The following is a 17,846-nucleotide window of genomic DNA, read 5'->3' as shown; positions in this document are numbered from 1 at the left end:
TTCATTTATTTCATATGCTCCACTTTTCTCATGACTGCTCTTCATTTCAACGTCATCGGCATATGCTGCATCTTCAATCTTGTTACTCATGCTGTCCCTCCACTTCCGTATCCTGCTCCGCAATATAACTTCGATATCCGTTTGCACGATCCAGCAATTCACGATGGGTCCCTGTATCTTCCACGCGTCCCTTCTGAATATAGATGACCTGATCCGCCAGTTCGATCAGCGATAATCGATGAGTAACGGCAATAACCGTTGTGCCTTTGTCAGCAGTGATTCGGGCAAAGAGTTCATTCAATCGTTGCTCATGCCACGGGTCTTGAGATGGCGTCGGTTCATCCAACAATAGAATATCCGGGTTCCTCAGCATCGCTCTGGCTAAACTAATACGCTGAAGCTCTCCACCCGACATCGTCCCGCCTTGTGGCTGAAGCTCTGTTCCATAGCCGAGTGATTGACGCATAATCGCGTCATGTGCATGCGTCATGTGGGCCGCAACCTCTACTTGATCGGCAGATACCCCCTCTTGTCCAAAAACAATATTCTCTTCCACTGTACCTGTGAAAATAAAGGCTTGTTGCGGAACATACACCTGATTAACATGCGCTGGCTGAACTTCATGCATATCCTTCAGTGAATTCTTCTGATCTATGACCTTAATCGAACCAGTAACCGGTGTATCTAATCCAGCTATTAATTTCAATAACGTGGTTTTCCCACATCCACTTGGCCCCGTGATCACAGTAAGCTTTCCTTTCTTGGCCTCAAAAGAAATATCTGTTAACACTTCTTCTTGCTCCGCATACCTGTAAGACACATGCTGCACGTTGATGCCAGCTGGTTTAGATTGCTTTTCAAGCTGCCCTAAATGCGTATCGGACCGTACATATGTATTTGTACTGGTATTAGCAACCGTGTTCTTTTTCTCCAAATCCAACACTTCAAAGATTCTGGACGCATGAGAAGCCGAACCAATAAAATTATTCCACAGCCCAGATAACGACTCAATCGGACGAGTTAACTGACTGCTTGCTACCAGAAAAGCTGCCAATCCGCCTACATCCATATGTCCATTCAGGACCTGCATGCCCCCTAGATAGAGAATCAGAATCATGCCACCATACGTCGAGACCCGTCCGGCTGCTTCCGAAAGTCGTTGTAACACAGATACAGACATTGTATGTCTGAACACTTGATCCATTCGATCTTTAAAATGATGGTGTACATAACCCGCGAGTCCGTAACTTCGGATCTCAACTGGGGCTTGGATGATTTCAGTTAGTATCTCATCTCTTGACGCTGCGCTGGCATTCAACTGATCATGCCGTCTTTGTAGACGTTTACCAAGTCCTACCGTTACAAGAGGATAGATCAATGTGAATGCAATGATAGCTAACGACAGCGGCAAGTTCACCCAGCTGAAGTAAGCAAAGGCAAGAATCAGCTGAATGATATTTTTGGCGAGTTCAATGCCATGTTGGTTGATCCCCTTCTGTGCTTCCTTGGCTGAAGTCCAGATCCTGGAGGTTAGGTCACCCGTATGATAATGTGCCAGATCACGTGTCTCTGTATTACCAAGGGAGGAGAGCAGTAGAGACTGCACAGACATTAATGTTTTTTGCTGGAATAACGTCTCGACCCTCGTCATGAATGCGGTTACAATCAATCGTAATACGACAATGCTAACGCCTATGATCAAACCTGAGTAAAGTAATGAAAACTGTGCTTCAGTCGCGCCTTTGACCAGTCTTCGGATCGATTCCAAATAACCGACCTCAATCAGGGAGACCATACATGCGGCGAAAAGTAACAGAATGATGAACATACGGTACTTGCCCGTTAATGTCCATAATCGAGTTAACATGCCTAACGTTGTATAAGTTCTTTTGTCAGCAAACATGGATGGTTTCTCCAATCTTGTCATTAAATTATGTACTTGGTTATGATATCATCGGTGATAAGGAAAAAATGAACATTTATTGCTGTAAGTACAATTAGAAGTAGGGAGATTGATATGCAACATGATCTGCTAGACACATTGGATAAGCTATTCGACTACATAGAAGACCATATTCAAGACAAATTAACGCTGGATCATCTGGCATCTGTGACTCATATATCCAAATTCCACCTGCATCGCATGTTCAAACATGTCAGCGGACAATTGCCTGGAGAATACATTCGTTCACGCAAATTGGCACGCAGCCTGGAGCAATTGGTGAATCTGAACTGGAAGATTATCGATATCAGCGGACATTACGCTTTTGAACATGAACAATCCTACATACGTGCTTTCAAACAAGCCTTCGGCATTACACCCCTGCAGTATCGCAAACAGGGAGCTGGAAACCTTGAATTCACAGCCCGCATGACTTCGTCCATGATCACGACGCTTCCATATGGATATATTTTCAAACCAACGTATGTACGAAAACCGGCTATGAAACTCATTGGACAGCGATCCCATATTCGGTATGCAGATAATGAAGAGCACTATGAAGCCAATTCAGCAGGCAACGACTTTTTTGAAAAACACTTTCATTCGATTCCTAACGTGTTGCAACCCAACGTATATATCGGATTTACCAATGAAATTAACGAGGATTACAGTACATATCAGCCGTCTGTAGAGGTCACCCGTCTGGATCATATCCCTGAAGAACTGGACGGAATTGAGGTCCCGGCCAACCAGTATGCCGTATTCAAATTTGTCTGTGATTTCCATCCAAGTCTCATCAATATTGATCATCTGGACAGTGTCTGGACATTTATCGATGAATATTGGCAGAGCCATTCAGGGTACGAGAAGAGTGATCCATATTATTTTGAAAGAATTGATGGCAGTCTGGCTCAGGACCACTACGGAGAGATGGACATATATATTCCTGCAAAGCAAATTTCACTGTAGGTGGAGGTTAGATGCTTATGGACTCAAATACTCAAGCTAATTCAAGTTCATCCAATACAAATTCTCGCAAACCTTGGATAAGTAGACACCCTATTCTCACTACATTTACATTGTTGATTCTTGTACTGTTTGCCGCTGTATTCCTGTATTTCTGGCTCCGTCCTTACTTCTCCACGTTTGACCGTTCTGAGAAAGGAGAATTAAGCTATTCCATGCCTTCACGTAATGGTGACTATACTGCCGAAATTTACGGTATACCTTACGGTGGTGCGGCAGGCGGCGTTACAATCTGGGTCGATGTTAAGAAGACAAATGCACCTGAGGACGCCACGGTAAAAACGATCTATCGTGCCGAGCACCACGGAAATAACCATCTTGAATGGGAAAGTGAAAACACACTCCAGATTGAAAACTGGAATGAATACACGGATGAGACCATTACTCTCAACATCGATGACGAAATATATGATGGATGGGGCTGGGCGTGCAAAAGCTTACGAATGAAGGACCGGTCTGTGCGATGCCCGGCACCCGAAAATTAAAATAACTTAACAGCTAATGTGACGGCCCTGAATACTCGAAGTCTCATCTTGTGACGCGTAATACTCACTGCACCGTACATCAGAAGTTCCAACGCTCTGTATGCCTTGTGAAATTTTCGCCACATGCCAATCTTCATTAGATCATGGTAGGAGATACACGTGGCACGAGAAGCATTAAAAGCCCCACTCACCGACTCTTTCGGTTAAGCGGGGCTGCTCTTGTTCTACAAGTTATCGTTTATTTACTTATACTTTATTGTCGTCTGAGATGCTCGTTCACTAACAACTTCGTAGCTATCGTACTTAGAACATATGGCAGCATTATACCTCTTCTGCTTCTGCTTCTGCTTCTGCTTCTGCTTCTGCTTCTGCTTCTGCTTCTGCTTCTGCTTCTGCTTCTGCTTCTGCTTCTGCTTCTGCTTCTGCTTCTGCTTCTGCTTCTGCTTCTGCTTCTGCTTCTGCTTCTGCTTCTGCTTCTGCTTCTGCTTCTGCTTCTGCTTCTGCTTCTGCTTCTGCTTCTGCTTCTGCTTCTGCTTCTGCTTCTGCTTCTGCTTCTGCTTCTGCTTCTGCTTCTGCTTCTGCTTCTGCTTCTGCTTCTGCTTCTGCTCGCAATTGTGCCTTAAACTCTATTTCCACTCAACCCTTATTTTCACTGATCCGCCCTATCGCATGCTACCAGCAACGGTTAGTTTTTGTTGTTGTTTCACTTCTGCTTCAATCTATCTTCTCTATCTCTACTCCCGCTTCAAACTCTTTTGTCCTCATCTGTCCCACTTCATCTACCTACTTACGAGGTGACACTTCACCACGTTCTTCCCGCTCTTTCATCTCTTTGCGTACCACCACTTCGAGCTTCTGCCGATTGGCAAGCAATCCGGGATCGTTGGGCAAATACTCACGGGCTTTGGTGTTATGCATCAATGCGTGCTCCCAGTTGCCCAGATGGGCATAACAAAGGGATAAACGGGCATGTGGTAGCCAAGTGCGACAGGCCACAGGTACCGGGCGCAGTCCCGGATCACGGCTGCTCACGTCTACCGCCTGCATATACCAGTAGATCGCCGAGACGGGTTCCTGCCGCTCATGGAAACAGGCCGCAATGGCACAGCAGAAGTCGGCATGTGGCAGATCATACTGGAACGACTGCAGCAATGCGCCGAGCTTATGGCCCTGCTTGCCCAGTCGTTCATAACATTCCGCCAACCGCGCGCAAGCAATCAGGCGATCCTCGCGGTAACCGCTTGGCTGTTCCAGCAGCTTCGCGTACCCGCGTGCCGCCGCCGCATAACGCTGGCGGTCATAACATTCGCCTGCATAATAGAACAGCAGACGACCTTGGGCTACGCCCTCTTCGGCGATCCATTTGCGCAGAATGCGCACGTTTCGCGCCGAATGATGTCCCGCTTCGCGGCGGTGCGTAACGGCAATGTCTGCCGTAATGACCTCGCCCCGCGGAAAGCTAAGCTGCTCGTGCAGCCGGCCATGCCAGCGGCACCCTGCGTCCCGCTTGACCAGACGAAGGCGTCGGTCCGTCACAAGTGGACTTCCCTCCGCCCCCTCGGCCAGCGTATAGTTCAAGATCACAGCTGCCGTCTCCCCCTCCGACGGCAACTGCTGCTTCAACACCGCAAGCTTCGCCCGTTCCGATGGCAGCAGCACATCGTCCGCATCCAGCCACAGGATATACTCCTGCGTGGCTTTGGCGAATGACTCATTCCGCGCTGCGGCAAAATCATCCTTCCATTCATACGTATAGACCTGGTTGGTATACTGCGCAGCGATGTCCATCGTACGATCCGATGAACCAGTATCCACAATGACGATCTCGTCCGTGATGCCGGCAACCGAGTCCAGACAGCGCGCCAGCGTGCGTTCCTCGTTCTTCACAATCATGCACAGACTGATGGTGATCACGTTTTGAGCCCCTTCCTGTCGTACGCGTATTGCGAAATTTCATAACGGATTTGTTCTTTCGTTGGCTAGGAACTGGTATTAACCCACTCCAATTCCCTCTTCAAAACTTACGATTAACTTGTAAACCAAGAATCAGCGCTACCACTACAAAGCAGTTGCTTTCACACTCTCATTCCCACAAACCTCAAAGTTTAATACAGAATTCATATCATTTTCACCGTGGCTAACGAACTGAGGTGACGCTATTTGGCGCATTTTAGCCACTTGGAAAACGTAACGAATCTGAGACCCGCTATTTTCACATTTTAGGCATCCATTCGTCGTTTAGCGTAGCTTTGGGATGAAATAACGCCGTTCAGATTCGTTACATTTCTCATCTCTTCTAAATCACCAACATAAGACGTGTGAGATTCGTTAGAACATAGGATAGCTCTGTCGTCACACTAAACAACACTGCTACCCTTCCCCACTCTCCTGACGGCGAAGCCGTTTCACCTGCTCCACCGCACTGTCCAGAGCCTTCTTGCGCTGTTTCATTACGCGGAGATGCTGTTGCTCCACCTCGGCAAAATGGACATGATCCAGCTCCATCCACTCCAACAGTTGATCCAAAGTCGGTGACATATGCAGTTGTGTACTCCGCCGTTTGCGGGCCACGCAACATAGATATTTATGATGAACTTCCAGTTTCAAGACTTCAAAATACGGCATTAGACACATCGCCAGACTCCCCGCATAGAAGGTCTGCTTATGGTCATAAAACGGGTGATACCCATACGGCACGGTTACAACCAGCGTCCCATCTTCCTGCAACAGCCGATGAATCTGGATCAACAACGTCTCCGGATGAGCAAAATGCTCCAGCACTTCTCCAAGCAGCACCGTGTCAAAAGTAGTTCTTACTTTCCATTGCGTAATATCTAGCATCCGAAAATCCACATTGTTTCGAACCGGCCGGGATTCTTTGGCAAGCTCGCCTTGGGCATACCGGATACTCTCTTCCTCCAAATCAATACCAGTGACACGAAATCCTTCACGTGCCAGTAAAATCGACGTAATTCCCTGACTGCACCCGACATCCAGGATGCGTTTGCCTGTTGCCTCACGGCACATCCAATGGATACGCGTTCTCGTCGCTTCATGAGAATCTTCCGAATTAATCTCGCCGTAATAGCGTTCGCTTACCCGATCATGATTTGCCATGGGCATCTCCCTGATCCTCGTCGGGATCGATCGCAGCTTCACGACGAGTTACGGCGCCCTCGACTGCCACCTTGACTTCCTCTTTTTGCCCGGACCCTTCTACTCGTTCCTGTTGCTCGTAAACTCTCTTCGCCTCATGCCGTACAGGCTGACCCAGCACCACAATATTTCCCCCGTGGCATCCGGCCGTTGCATTGCGTGTATCAAAAATCAGCTTTGCATGATCTGCCATCTCCTGATAATCAAATCCCGAATGATCCGTGGTGATGATCACCAGATCAGCTCCTGTCCACAATTCCGGCACCGCCGGACTAGCGTGAAGCACTGTACCGTCATCCTTGCGGAAGACAGGCACCATTGGATCGGTAAAAACCACATCTGCGCCCGCTGCGCTCAGCAGCCGGAAGACGTCCAGCGCAGGCGATTCGCGCAAGTCGTCAATGTCTTTTTTGTAAGCCATACCCGCGAGTACAACACGTGCTCCCCGCACAGATACACCGTTCTGCTCCAACAGCTCAGCGGCACGTTTTACCACTCTCTCTGGCATTTGCCGATTGGTTGCATCCGCCAGCTGAATGAATTGCAACTCCGATCCCTGACGATTTGCAGCCCAGGACAGATAGATCGGATCGATTGGAATACAATGTCCGCCGATTCCGGGACCGGGATAGAATGGCATGTAACCAAATGGCTTGGTTGCCGCCGCATTCAGTACTTCCCAGATGTTTACCCCCATCTGTTCACAGGCTGGGGTCAGCTCATTCACAAGGGCAATATTTACACTGCGGAATGTATTTTCGAACAGTTTTGCCGTCTCTGCTACCGTCGTTGAACTAACCGGAACAACTTCGTTGAGGAACGAGCCATAGAACTGTTTACCATAATTCAGACAAGCAGGTGTGGAACCGCCAATAATCTTTGGGGTATTTTTCACACCATAATGCACACTGCCCGGATCTACCCGCTCGGGAGAATAACAGACGTAGAACTGTTCTCCAGCTCTCCAGCCGTTTGCCACTTCAATCGGTTGTTTCACGCGTTCCTCCGTTGTGCCCGGATAGGTCGTACTTTCCAGAATAACCAGGCTGCCTTCCTGCAAATACGGAGTCATGCCATCCACCGCCGCCGAGATATACGAGATATCCGGTTGATGCTCAGCGGTCAGTGGGGTAGGCACACAGATTACAATGACATTTGCCTGCGCCACCGCTGCATAATCGGTGCTTGCCTTGAATAACCCAGCCTGCATAAGCGACTGCACAACATTATCTTCTATGCCTATGACATACGAATGCCCGGCACGCAGCTTAGCTACCTTCGAAGTATCGATGTCAATCCCGTGGACTTGATAACCAGCCTGTGCCATCTCTACGGCCATGGGTAAACCAACATAACCGAGACCGATGACAACAGCTTTCAGGGAGCGGTCATTAATATGTTGTATTAGGGTACGTTGCTGTAACTCTTCATTTCCTTCGTTCTGCTCAGGCTGATGACTCTCTTCCATTCCTTCCACCTCCAAACGCTCCGCCTCCCTTCGGTGGGCGTGTCTGAGAACTCCGAACGAGTTTTGAGACACACCCTAATCGATATAGCCCCCTGCACGCAAAAACCGGGCAATCGCCGGTTTGTTCATCATGTCACTGTCCGAGCGATACTCGGAGAAGTTCACACGAGGCAGACTGCTGTACTGATCCGTCAAGCTCTTGTCCTTGTGCTCCGGCAGGATCACATAATACTGCGCATCGTATTGGTACGTACGCGGCGCTTCAAAGGGCGAGATCAGGACTTCATGTAATTTCTCGCCTGGACGTATTCCCGTCATCTTATAATCGAAGGATGGACGGCCTGCTTGTTCCAACATGACGGATGCAAGTTCCGTCATCTTGCAAGCTTTCATTTTCATCACAAAAGTCTCTCCGCCTACAGCCGCCTCAGCCGCTTTAAGCAGTAAATGTATAGCTTCGGTACGCGTCAGGAAAAAACGGGTCATGCCTTTGTCCGTAATGGTCGGGCTTTTGCCTTCATCGATCTGACGACGGAACAGAGGCACGACACTACCGCTGGTTCCAAGCACATTGCCCCCACGGATGCAGACAAATCGAGTACCTTCACTTAGAAAGTTGGCACGGATCATCATTTTTTCACCCAATGCCTTCGTCATGCCGTATACGTTAATCGGATCTACCGCTTTATCGGTGGACACATCGATGACTTTGGCAACCTGCATACGTATCGCAGCCCGAATAATATTCTGCGTCCCGATCACATTGGTCTTGAACGCTTCATCCGGCTGGTCCTCGCAGACCGGGACATGCTTCAGCGCAGCCAGATGGAAGAGCACATCCACGCCCTTGCAGGCATCCTCCACTGCCCGATAATCCCGGATATCCCCAATGATGAATCGCAGACGCGGATCATGGTTGAACTCTCGCTGCATCGCAATCTGGGCGTATTCATTACGTGACAGGAGGCGAATCTCAGCCGGGTTCTGCTCCAGCAGCACCTCAGTCAGCTTTTGACCCCAGGAGCCCGTTCCTCCGGTGATCAGAATTGTTTGTCCTTGAATCATGGATGAATCCCTCCCTGATCAGATCATGAACTCGCGTAGTACCTGTGCCATCTCATCCCGGCTTAACCGGTCTTTGGGCGGTACCTTTTTGATTGAAGTATTGTTCGAATGTACGATGTTGACATAATTACGCGGAGCAAGGAGCTCATGCGGCAGATCAATGACATTGCCATGTGTACCTCTGCCCGGAAGCTTGACCCGGTATCCTGCTGCGTATTCGGCTGTCTGATATAAGTAGACATAGAATTGTGGAGAACGGTGAAACGCTGGGGCCATCTCGTTATTCACACTGTCCCACAGATATCCGTTCTGGTTGATCAGTGCCATCGTCTGCGGCTGTGGTTGAATATCGTAGAGCTGTTGAACAAAGGTTTTATGATACAGATCATCCGAATCCAGACGGGCAATATATAGCTGCTCCGTACCTTTGGCAAACGCCAAAATGGCACGCACACTCTCGATATTGGTTCCAAAACGAATATTGGAAGGAAGCGGCTCCTGACCCGCCAGAATCTCCTGCATTAATTCCCCGGATTCCTTGGACAACTTCACCACTGTGAGGAAATCCTGATTCGTCTGTGCCTTCAGGCAATGCAATGTGAACGTGCGGAAGATGCTCATCCGACGCTCAAGCCACTCTCGCGTCAATCGCTGCGGGTCCATTCCGTAATTGTTAAAGTTAATCTCAATCACAACTTTCCTGGACATAACACTCCTCCTCATGTACGCTGCATGTTCCGTTTGTCGGATACAGACTGTTTTCATAGTTTTGATGCCGTCTTCCTACGAAGACCATCTTCTATCTATCTGATCGTTTACAAGCCACATCTCGCTTGTGAATCCAGCACTCTATAACGTATGAAACGTTGATAGAAGCGGTACCGACAGATGTACTAACTTTCCTATAAATAGATTGATATACAACCAAAGATGGCGCCCTTCGGGTCGAACGTACATATCGTAACTGTAGTCGCAACATAGAATAGAACAGTTCAATTTTCAAAGGAGGCAACCCATCGAATGAATTCGATCTATCTTGAAATGGAAGGTGTGCTTGATCAGCTCGAAGTGGCACTCCTGGAACACCGACCGCTGTCTCTTGTAAGAGTCGGTGATGGCGAGAATATCGTCATGTCTCAAGAAACCGTATGGCCCACGGAACAGGTCCTTCAGGAGCGTTGGGCCAAGAAAGCCAACTTAGGGCAAAAGGGACTTCGTCTGCCCAACCCGAAACTCCGGGATGAAGTCGCCGCTTCCTTGCAACGTGCCGATATCGTGGGCATTCTTCCTCGTGGTGACAACACTATTAATGCTCCGGATTATCTCAAAAGACCCCTGACCGATATGGTATTTGCACACTTTGGCATCTCTCCTCCGATGACTTGTCATGCCTGTGTTAATCGGGAACTGGCGCAGAACCCACGTTTCTGGCAGATGCTTGCAGGCAAGCGTGTGTTACTCGTTACTCGTGAGATTGAGGCTCTGCGTGTCATGCTCGAACGTGAGCCGTATAATCTGAACATTGTGACTGCCCTGCCCTTCGACAGCTATGATCAGATGGATGAAACGCTGCACTGGATTCAGAATAATCAACATACCTTCGATGTTGCTCTCTTCTCCTGTGGCGTCAACGCGGTTATCCTTGCGGAGCGAACAGCTGCACTCGCAGGCAAAGTTGCCATCGACTTTGGCAAAGCCAACAACATCATTCTGAAAGGCCGTGCCAACTGATCCTGGACAGTTCCAAACTTTAGATTCGTGAGTTGTATTGAGTCGCGCAGATACTTGTACGGCAAAAACCCCCGACTTCTTAAGCCGGGGGTTTCTTGCTGAGCGCTAGTCGAAACCTATCGCTGCATTGTCTTGCGTTTCTGGGGTATGAAGCGAACTCTGCCGTCAACAAAGTGATGACGAAGCACTCTGCCTGTTATATTTCGCCTTTCACTACTAACCGGTGGCTGCAATACCGTATAACATCTCCGGCCCGGTTCTTACTGCTGTGGACACGCCCGAGATGAACGAAGTATACACACTTTCCAATGCTGGTGGTGCAGACAGATCCTGAGCTGTGAACGAATGAAATTCGGCACCTCCGTTCTGTCCAATCGTACCTTCAGCACGGTAGATGATATAGAAAGGATCATATAAAAAACCCCGCACAAGCTCCACAACAAAGGTATCTCCCAGTTCTCCCGTAACACCTACTGTCCCGTTCAACGTAATAATGGGATTCACCACACCCTGCGTCTGTAGACCAATGGTGCCGAAAGCTGTCGGGGATTCTGACAGTGACAAACCGGGCTGTCCAACTGTTCCCGAGTTCATCGAAGTTCTCATATCGAGAAACACGCCCATGAGTAACACCTCCAATGCTATGGGATACCCTATCCTATGAATCTCACTACTCTTATGATTGGATGTATAGCAGATTGCATGAACCTATTTTTATTTGTCGACTGTTAATGGTATATTGAACTGCATAACGAAAATGAACGGATCGTATGCACACAAGCGGTACAGGCTGTTCAGAAGGAGATTATTATTCATGAATAAACGCAAACGTCCAACCAGCAAGACATCGGCCTCGGCCAAGGGGAAATCTTACGCAGGTTCATCTTCAGCACGTTCCGGCAAGTCTAACTTCTCATCTGCAAAATCATCAGGAGCTTCCGCATCACGCAATACGGAGGAAAATAAGAAACCACTAGCTGCCAAATCCTCGGCCGCACCGAAGAAAACTGGAGGTAACAAATCCAAAAATGCCAGTGCATCCAAACGGCCGGGTAATTCCTATTATCGCAAGCAGGAACCACCACGCCAGTACAAAGTAACCGAACCGGACGAACTGTTGAACTTCCTGTTGCAGCATCTGAAATCAGGACGGAACGCGGTGAAGTCCATTCTGGGTCGTGGACAGGTGTCCGTGGATCAGAAGGTCGTAACCAAGTTTAATGAAGCGCTGACGCCAGGTCAGATTGTCTATATTCGAAAAGAAGGTGCAGTCGCTGCTCCGTCCTTGACGGGTATTAACATTTTGCATGAAGACGATGATATCATTGTGATCCGTAAGGAAGCCGGACTATTGTCCATTGCCGCTGACAAGACGGATGACCTGACGGCATACCGCCAACTGACAGAGCATGTGCGTCGCACCAATCCGCTCAACCGGATCTTTGTTGTCCATCGTCTGGATCGGGATACGTCGGGTGTGATGATGTTTGCCAAAAGTGAAGAGGTACAGCAGAAGCTGCAAAACAACTGGAAAGAAAATGTGCAGGACCGCGTCTACGTTGCCCTTGTTGAAGGTGCAGTAGCCAAAGAAGAAGGCACCATCTCTTCCTGGCTGAAGGAAACCAAAACGCTGAAAATGTACTCCAGCTCTCGTCCAAATGATGGACAACATGCGATTACACATTACAAACGTCTGAAGTCGAACCGTGAGTTCTCCTTGCTGGAAGTGCGTCTGGAGACAGGGCGTAAAAATCAGATTCGTGTGCATATGGAAGATCTCGGACATCCGATTGCTGGTGACAGAAAATATGGTGCACGTACAAGAGATCTCGGCCGTCTCGGACTTCATGCACGTATACTCTCATTTATCCATCCCACAACGGATGAGTTAATGTCATTCGAAACGGATATTCCAAAGCCATTCCTGTATCCGTTCCGTGCAGAAGCTCCACCTGTGAAATAACTGCATCGTTATATAGAATCGACTGATCGATTGATCATGCCTGAAAGGAGGAACGGACACTGAAAAACCTGTTAATCACCGGTTACCGGGCACATGAATTGCAGATTTTTGGACAGAAACATGAAGGTATTCCTTTTATCAAAAAAGCCATCTCTTCCCGCCTCACACCTCTTGTCGAGGATGGTCTGGAATGGGTGCTGACGCCGGGACAATACGGTGTGGATCTGTGGGCCTGTGAAGTCGTGATTGATCTGAAGAAGACGTATCCACATCTGAAACTATCGATCATTACTGCCTTTCAGAACCCCGAGGAACAATGGAAAGAAGACAAGCAGGAGTATTACCGTTCCATCCTCTCGGGTGTGGACTATTACGGTGCGATTAGCAATCAGCCTTATATTGGACCGTGGCAGTTCACTGCCCGGGATGACCTGTTGCTGCGTAAAAGCGACGGTCTTCTGCTCGTCTATGACGAAGATGCCGGGGAAGGCAGTCCCCGATTTGTGAAGGAAAAAGCCGTGAAGAAACAGCAGAACGAGGACTATACAATCATCAGTGTTACTTCAGAGGATATTCAATCTGTAGCTGAGGATGAGCGCATGAACGATATTGCGGACTTCGACGATTCTTCATTCTGAAAAAATGTAGATCATCTGAAGTCCTTTCATGCATAGCTTTCACCAGAGGGGAATCGTATTTCGAATGACGTACATATGTTTTTTTTCGAGGCAGGTTGGGTATAAGTAGTATTATAACTGCGATGATATGTCGTATGGGATAAGGGGAACTGCAACCATGACAATTACGCCAGAGCAGCGCATTCAACTGCATGGATTTAACAACCTGACCAAGTCGCTCAGCTTTAATATGTACGATATCTGTTATACCAAAACCAAAGACGAACGCGAAGCTTACATTGAATATATTGATGAACAGTATAACGCCGCCCGGCTGAGTAAAATTCTGAACAACGTCTCTGACATCATTGGTGCTCATGTCCTGAATGTTGCGCAACAGGATTACGTGCCTCAAGGTGCAAGTGTGACGATGCTCGTTTCGGAAGGCCCGATTGTGGAAATCCCCGAGGAATCACTCGATGAATCTCCCGGCCCTCTGCCAGATAACGTTGTTATGCAGCTAGATAAAAGCCATATCACCGTGCACACCTATCCAGAATTTCACCCAAGCGAAGGCATCAGTACTTTCCGTGCGGACATCGATGTCTCCACCTGCGGTGAGATCTCACCGCTCAAGGCGCTGAATTATCTGATCCACTCGTTTGATACGGACATTATGACGATGGATTACCGGGTACGTGGTTTCACGCGGGATACGAGCGGACGTAAGCTGTTCATTGACCATGAGATCGGCTCAATACAGAATTATATTCCGGACGAGATCAAGAGTAGCTTCGACATGATTGACGTCAACGTCTATCAGGAAAACATTTTTCATACCAAGTGTAAACTGCGGGAATTCGATCTCGACAATTATCTGTTCGGGTACACCAAAGATAAGCTCAGCAAGAAGGAACAACAGGAGATTACGGAGTGGCTGAAGCTGGAGATGGACGAGATCTATTACGGCAAAAATATTAATCGTCCCTCTTAAAGAGGTTGTTCAACGCTGATCCATAAGGGCAAGGTCTAAGACAAGACTTCATGAAGGCAGGGTTCTTCTTTTCGGGGGACCTCTGGCATGTGCTTGTCTTTTTCTTTGTTTTGTTGACAGTGTGCAACTTTATTTCTTATTATAGAAGTAACTGTACAATCTACAGTGAAGGAGACTGAGCCCGTGATCGAAACGAATACAACAAGACGTAACGAATCACTGTTACAAGCGCTTACTGCACAACACAATGCCATCACCAATAACATTGCCAATGCAGACACGCCCAACTACAAAAAGAAAACGGTAGAGTTTCAGGAAGAGCTTAGACGTATCGTTGAAAATGGCAAAACCGATCAGCTCGCCATGAAGCGGACTCATGACAAACACTTCCCTATCAGTGATCCCAATTCTTCCATCGTACAGTACCGAATTGTCGAGAACAACGAAACAGCCATGAACAATAACAACAATAACGTTGACATTGACAAGGAAATGGCTAATCTTTCGGAGAATCAGCTCATGTATAACTACATGGTTGATCGGGTCAGTGGACACTACAAAAAAATGAAAAATTTATTGAATGATTTGAAATAATGAATGTACAGCAGCCCGCGATGGCTGCTTTTTTTTATGGTCTTTTCCCCTGAGTGTAGCTCGTTTTGTGCCAATTTTCGGTATCCGCTCCTGTTCGTAGTATAATGGGGAGAAACGATTGATTTCATATCGAACAAAAGAGGTGCAACATGGCTCCACGTCATTTAAATGGTTTTCAAGGATCCAAAGTCAGATTAGCGGCCCCATGCCCGGAAGATTGCATGCGTCTCTCCCGCTTCACAGATGATTATGAATATTTGCGCAATATGGATACTGATATCGCTATTCCGTTAACGCCGGATGAGACAGGCTCCTCCTCTGTCCGCCGAGACAACGGATTTGAATTTGCATTACGTACACTGGAGGGTAACCGATTCATTGGATTCACAGCCCTCTACCGGATTGAATGGAACAATCGCTCCGCTCGTCTGGCCATTGGTATCGGCGAAGAAAATGATCGGGGTAAAGGATACGGCAGCGATGCCTTAGCTCTGATTCTTCGATATGGCTTCCACGAATTGAACCTGAACCGTATTGCGCTGGAAGTCATCGAATACAATGAAGCGGCTAGACGTGCGTATCTAAAAGCTGGATTTCGGGAAGAGGGTCGCCAGCGCTCTGCAGTTTTGCGGGATGGCATGCATTACGACCTGATCTCGATGAGTATCCTTGCCGAAGAATGGTCGGCACAGTCTGGGCTTCCATTGTCATTCCAGTCTACTCACACTCCTCAATCTGGGGATATGGACGCGGGTGGTTTTACACAACGTAACGGGAACGAACAAGCTGCGCTGTCCCTGTCGGAATTAAGCTCAGTTCCAAAAGGTGAATCTGAAATTTCACCTCGCATCGGTGTAGGTGCGGTCATCCTGAATGAACGGGGCGAAGTGCTTCTCGCTTGGCGAAATCGTCAGCCCGAGCAGCACACCTGGAGTATTCCTGGCGGGAAAGTAGATCCCTATGAATCACTGGAGACTGCCGTCATCCGTGAAATCAAGGAGGAAGTGAATCTGGATATCGCCATCGACAGTCTGCTCTGTACGGCGGAGACGATCCAGCCAGAGCAGAAGGAACATTGGATATCCGTGCTCTATTCCACCAAGGTGATTGGCGGCCATGCTCGTAATCTGGAAGAAGGCGGAGCCATTGGTGAGATCGGCTGGTTCCCACTCCATGATCTGCCCTCTCCACTCGCCTGCTTTGCCATACCTGGGCTGGAAGCTGTGAAGAAGTTATATAACCAGAATTAAGCTTGGAGGTGCTTGCAAGTGTTGGAGATTCCTCTTCCTCGACCTGTACCCTTCATTCTGCATGAATCGAGTTCCCAATTCGATTGGAAAGGCAGCGGCTCGCTATCACTGAAAACATTCCATAACGGAAAAACGCTCTATGAAGCGGGGCGCGGTCACTTCGCAGTCAATAATGAGAACTATTTGCTTCTGAATGAGGGCCAGGAATATAGTCTTCACATTGATTCATCTACTCCAGTTGAATCCTTCTGTATCTTCTTCCCTCCTGGTTATGTGGAAGAGATCGGCCGGAATCTAATTACCAGTGATCTTCAGCTACTTGATGAGCCGTATAGTTATTCATCCTCAAACAAGATGGAGTGGGTAGAACGTACATACGCGATGGATAATCGGCTTGGCGCAGCCCTGAATCATTTGCGTAATTTCTACAGTCAAGACACGCTGGATTCCTGGGCAATAGCGGAGCAGCTTCATCAGCTTGCTGTTCACATGCTGGATCTACACCGTAACGTTCAGCAAGAGATCAACGAACTGGATATGATCAGACGTTCAACCCGAGAAGAGTTGTACCGAAGAGTGTATATCGGGCATGAGTATATCTCCGCCTACTATGATCAGCCGTTAACGCTAGAACAGACAGCAGCGGCTGCACAACTATCCGTGAATCATTTTCTACGCAGTTATAAAAAGTTGTTTGGTACTTCACCCCATCGTTATCTGACTGAATGTAGACTATTGGCTGCGAAGGGGCTTTTGCTAGATTCGGACAGGTCTGTCACCAATATCTGTTATGATGTGGGCTTCGAAAGCCTCGGTTCGTTCAGTTCATTATTCACTAGACGCTTCCATAGCTCTCCTTCTCAGCTACGAGCAAAAAGGTGATTATGAAGAAGAACCTCTGAAGAGGAACATCTATAATTAAATTATCTCATCAGATGGAGGTATTCCTTATGAAACATGCAGAACAGATGAATCAACTATTTCAGGCTGCTCAGTCTGGAGATTTGGCCAACCTGCAATTACTGCTCACTTCTCACCCGGAACTCACCAATACTGAAAATCAGGACGGGTTAACTCCGCTGGGATATGCCTCTCATTATGGACAAGCAGGAGCAGTTCGTCTTCTTCTGGAGCATGGAGCGGATGTTAACGCCCTTTCTCATTCCAAGGTTTCCTTTATTCCATCCAATACTGCACTGCATGCCGCTCTTGCTGGAGAACGTTCGCCAGAAGTTATCCAACTTTTACTCGAGCATGGAGCATCCACGAGTATTCTAGATAGTGATGGACAATATGTTTTGCACTCGGCAGCATTTCATACGGATCAGATCGAACTTATCGAGATGTTACTTCAGCATGGAGCTGATCCAAACGTGCTAAACTCAGTGGGGCAGACCGCACTGGATATTTCACTTGAACGTGGCAACACGTCTACAGCTTCATGTCTGCGAGCAGCCGTAACGGCGCAACAGCAATAATGATTAGATAACGTGAGCAATACCGTGAATAACCGTCAGGACTCTTTTTGGAGTACAAAGAGAAGTACTGACGGTTA

At 47.9% G+C, this 17,846-nt stretch carries 18 protein-coding genes and 1 pseudogene; 11 read left to right on the top strand and 8 right to left on the bottom strand.

The window, feature by feature from the left end; all coding sequences use genetic code 11:
* Nucleotides 1-82: 82 nt before the first annotated feature.
* Nucleotides 83-1,927, bottom strand: a complete 1,845-nt coding sequence (locus MKY87_RS23455) for an ABC transporter ATP-binding protein (RefSeq protein WP_340966396.1) — start codon at nt 1,925-1,927, stop codon at nt 83-85.
* Nucleotides 1,928-2,041: 114 nt separating this feature from the next.
* Between MKY87_RS23455 and MKY87_RS23450 the strand changes: the two genes are divergently transcribed.
* On the top strand, nt 2,042-2,911 hold the full coding sequence (locus MKY87_RS23450; RefSeq protein WP_340966395.1) for an AraC family transcriptional regulator: 870 nt from the start codon (nt 2,042-2,044) through the stop codon (nt 2,909-2,911).
* Nucleotides 2,912-2,928: 17 nt separating this feature from the next.
* Nucleotides 2,929-3,453, top strand: a complete 525-nt coding sequence (locus MKY87_RS23445) for a DUF5412 family protein (protein WP_340966394.1) — start codon at nt 2,929-2,931, stop codon at nt 3,451-3,453.
* Nucleotides 3,454-3,774: 321 nt separating this feature from the next.
* On the opposite strand, the gene MKY87_RS23440 is transcribed toward MKY87_RS23445, so the two are convergent.
* The 6 genes from MKY87_RS23440 to MKY87_RS23415 form a co-directional block, all read right to left on the bottom strand.
* Nucleotides 3,775-4,089, bottom strand: a complete 315-nt coding sequence (locus MKY87_RS23440; RefSeq protein ID WP_340966393.1) for a hypothetical protein — start codon at nt 4,087-4,089, stop codon at nt 3,775-3,777.
* A 147-nt stretch (nt 4,090-4,236) separates the two neighbouring features.
* On the bottom strand, nt 4,237-5,346 hold the full coding sequence (locus tag MKY87_RS23435; RefSeq protein ID WP_340967537.1) for a glycosyltransferase family 2 protein: 1,110 nt from the start codon (nt 5,344-5,346) through the stop codon (nt 4,237-4,239).
* Nucleotides 5,347-5,823: 477 nt separating this feature from the next.
* A complete protein-coding gene (locus MKY87_RS23430) occupies nt 5,824-6,570 on the bottom strand; it encodes a class I SAM-dependent methyltransferase (protein ID WP_340966392.1) in 747 nt (248 codons plus the stop codon).
* A complete protein-coding gene (locus MKY87_RS23425) occupies nt 6,557-8,086 on the bottom strand; it encodes a nucleotide sugar dehydrogenase (protein ID WP_340967535.1) in 1,530 nt (509 codons plus the stop codon). Before MKY87_RS23425 ends, MKY87_RS23430 begins: the two co-directional genes overlap by 14 nt.
* Nucleotides 8,087-8,152: 66 nt before the next feature.
* A complete protein-coding gene (locus MKY87_RS23420) occupies nt 8,153-9,142 on the bottom strand; it encodes an SDR family NAD(P)-dependent oxidoreductase (RefSeq protein ID WP_339785384.1) in 990 nt (329 codons plus the stop codon).
* An 18-nt stretch (nt 9,143-9,160) separates the two neighbouring features.
* Nucleotides 9,161-9,850 (bottom strand): glycosyltransferase, encoded by a 690-nt coding sequence (locus MKY87_RS23415; protein ID WP_339785386.1) that lies wholly within the window; start codon nt 9,848-9,850, stop codon nt 9,161-9,163.
* Between the two features lie 312 nt (nt 9,851-10,162).
* On the opposite strand from MKY87_RS23415, the gene MKY87_RS23410 reads away from it, so the two are divergent.
* Entirely contained in the window at nt 10,163-10,873 is a 711-nt protein-coding gene (locus MKY87_RS23410; protein ID WP_339785388.1) for a GT-D fold domain-containing glycosyltransferase, read from the top strand.
* Between the two features lie 216 nt (nt 10,874-11,089).
* On the opposite strand, the gene MKY87_RS23405 is transcribed toward MKY87_RS23410, so the two are convergent.
* Nucleotides 11,090-11,497 carry a hypothetical protein gene (locus MKY87_RS23405; protein WP_340966391.1) on the bottom strand — a complete coding sequence of 136 codons (408 nt, stop codon included), beginning with the start codon at nt 11,495-11,497 and terminating at the stop codon, nt 11,090-11,092.
* A gap of 190 nt (nt 11,498-11,687) precedes the next feature.
* Here MKY87_RS23405 and MKY87_RS23400 point away from each other — a divergent pair, with 190 nt between their 5' ends.
* The 8 genes and pseudogenes from MKY87_RS23400 (at nt 11,688) to MKY87_RS23365 (ending at nt 17,769) form a co-directional block, all read left to right on the top strand.
* Complete coding sequence (locus MKY87_RS23400; protein WP_340966390.1) at nt 11,688-12,836, top strand: RluA family pseudouridine synthase; 1,149 nt, start codon at nt 11,688-11,690, stop codon at nt 12,834-12,836.
* Nucleotides 12,837-12,895: 59 nt separating this feature from the next.
* Complete coding sequence (locus MKY87_RS23395; protein WP_026081201.1) at nt 12,896-13,474, top strand: DUF1273 domain-containing protein; 579 nt, start codon at nt 12,896-12,898, stop codon at nt 13,472-13,474.
* A 157-nt stretch (nt 13,475-13,631) separates the two neighbouring features.
* Nucleotides 13,632-14,447: an adenosylmethionine decarboxylase gene (gene speD, locus MKY87_RS23390; RefSeq protein ID WP_036610662.1), complete on the top strand. Its 816-nt coding sequence runs from the start codon at nt 13,632-13,634 to the stop codon at nt 14,445-14,447.
* A 183-nt stretch (nt 14,448-14,630) separates the two neighbouring features.
* A complete protein-coding gene (gene flgB, locus MKY87_RS23385; RefSeq protein WP_036610664.1) occupies nt 14,631-15,041 on the top strand; it encodes a flagellar basal body rod protein FlgB in 411 nt (136 codons plus the stop codon).
* 149 nt (nt 15,042-15,190) lie between these two features.
* A pseudogene (locus MKY87_RS23380) lies at nt 15,191-15,679 on the top strand (GNAT family N-acetyltransferase); the annotation flags it as partial.
* Between the two features lie 210 nt (nt 15,680-15,889).
* Complete coding sequence (locus MKY87_RS23375) at nt 15,890-16,291, top strand: NUDIX domain-containing protein (RefSeq protein ID WP_339790744.1); 402 nt, start codon at nt 15,890-15,892, stop codon at nt 16,289-16,291.
* 18 nt (nt 16,292-16,309) lie between these two features.
* Nucleotides 16,310-17,173 carry a helix-turn-helix transcriptional regulator gene (locus MKY87_RS23370; protein ID WP_339785393.1) on the top strand — a complete coding sequence of 288 codons (864 nt, stop codon included), beginning with the start codon at nt 16,310-16,312 and terminating at the stop codon, nt 17,171-17,173.
* 68 nt (nt 17,174-17,241) lie between these two features.
* Nucleotides 17,242-17,769, top strand: coding sequence for an ankyrin repeat domain-containing protein (locus MKY87_RS23365; RefSeq protein ID WP_339785396.1), 528 nt, complete (start codon nt 17,242-17,244; stop codon nt 17,767-17,769).
* Nucleotides 17,770-17,846: the final 77 nt, after the last annotated feature.

The organism is Paenibacillus sp. FSL R7-0198, from assembly GCF_038000415.1.
In the GTDB taxonomy this organism is placed as follows: domain Bacteria; phylum Bacillota; class Bacilli; order Paenibacillales; family Paenibacillaceae; genus Paenibacillus.
Note: the sequence above shows the minus strand (reverse complement) of the source record. Positions and strands in the feature narration are given on the sequence as shown.

Bases quoted from the DNA above. Each gene is read 5' to 3' on its own strand.
- MKY87_RS23455 (WP_340966396.1), bottom strand. From the start codon at position 1,927: ATGACAAGATTGGAGAAACCATCCATGTTTGCTGACAAAAGAACTTAT.
- MKY87_RS23445 (WP_340966394.1), top strand. From the start codon at position 2,929: ATGGACTCAAATACTCAAGCTAATTCAAGTTCATCCAATACAAATTCT.
- MKY87_RS23435 (WP_340967537.1), bottom strand. From the start codon at position 5,346: ATGATTGTGAAGAACGAGGAACGCACGCTGGCGCGCTGTCTGGACTCG.
- MKY87_RS23430 (WP_340966392.1), bottom strand. From the start codon at position 6,570: ATGGCAAATCATGATCGGGTAAGCGAACGCTATTACGGCGAGATTAAT.
- MKY87_RS23420 (WP_339785384.1), bottom strand. From the start codon at position 9,142: ATGATTCAAGGACAAACAATTCTGATCACCGGAGGAACGGGCTCCTGG.
- MKY87_RS23415 (WP_339785386.1), bottom strand. From the start codon at position 9,850: ATGTCCAGGAAAGTTGTGATTGAGATTAACTTTAACAATTACGGAATG.
- MKY87_RS23410 (WP_339785388.1), top strand. From the start codon at position 10,163: ATGAATTCGATCTATCTTGAAATGGAAGGTGTGCTTGATCAGCTCGAA.
- MKY87_RS23405 (WP_340966391.1), bottom strand. From the start codon at position 11,497: ATGGGCGTGTTTCTCGATATGAGAACTTCGATGAACTCGGGAACAGTT.
- MKY87_RS23400 (WP_340966390.1), top strand. From the start codon at position 11,688: ATGAATAAACGCAAACGTCCAACCAGCAAGACATCGGCCTCGGCCAAG.
- speD (WP_036610662.1), top strand. From the start codon at position 13,632: ATGACAATTACGCCAGAGCAGCGCATTCAACTGCATGGATTTAACAAC.
- MKY87_RS23365 (WP_339785396.1), top strand. From the start codon at position 17,242: ATGAAACATGCAGAACAGATGAATCAACTATTTCAGGCTGCTCAGTCT.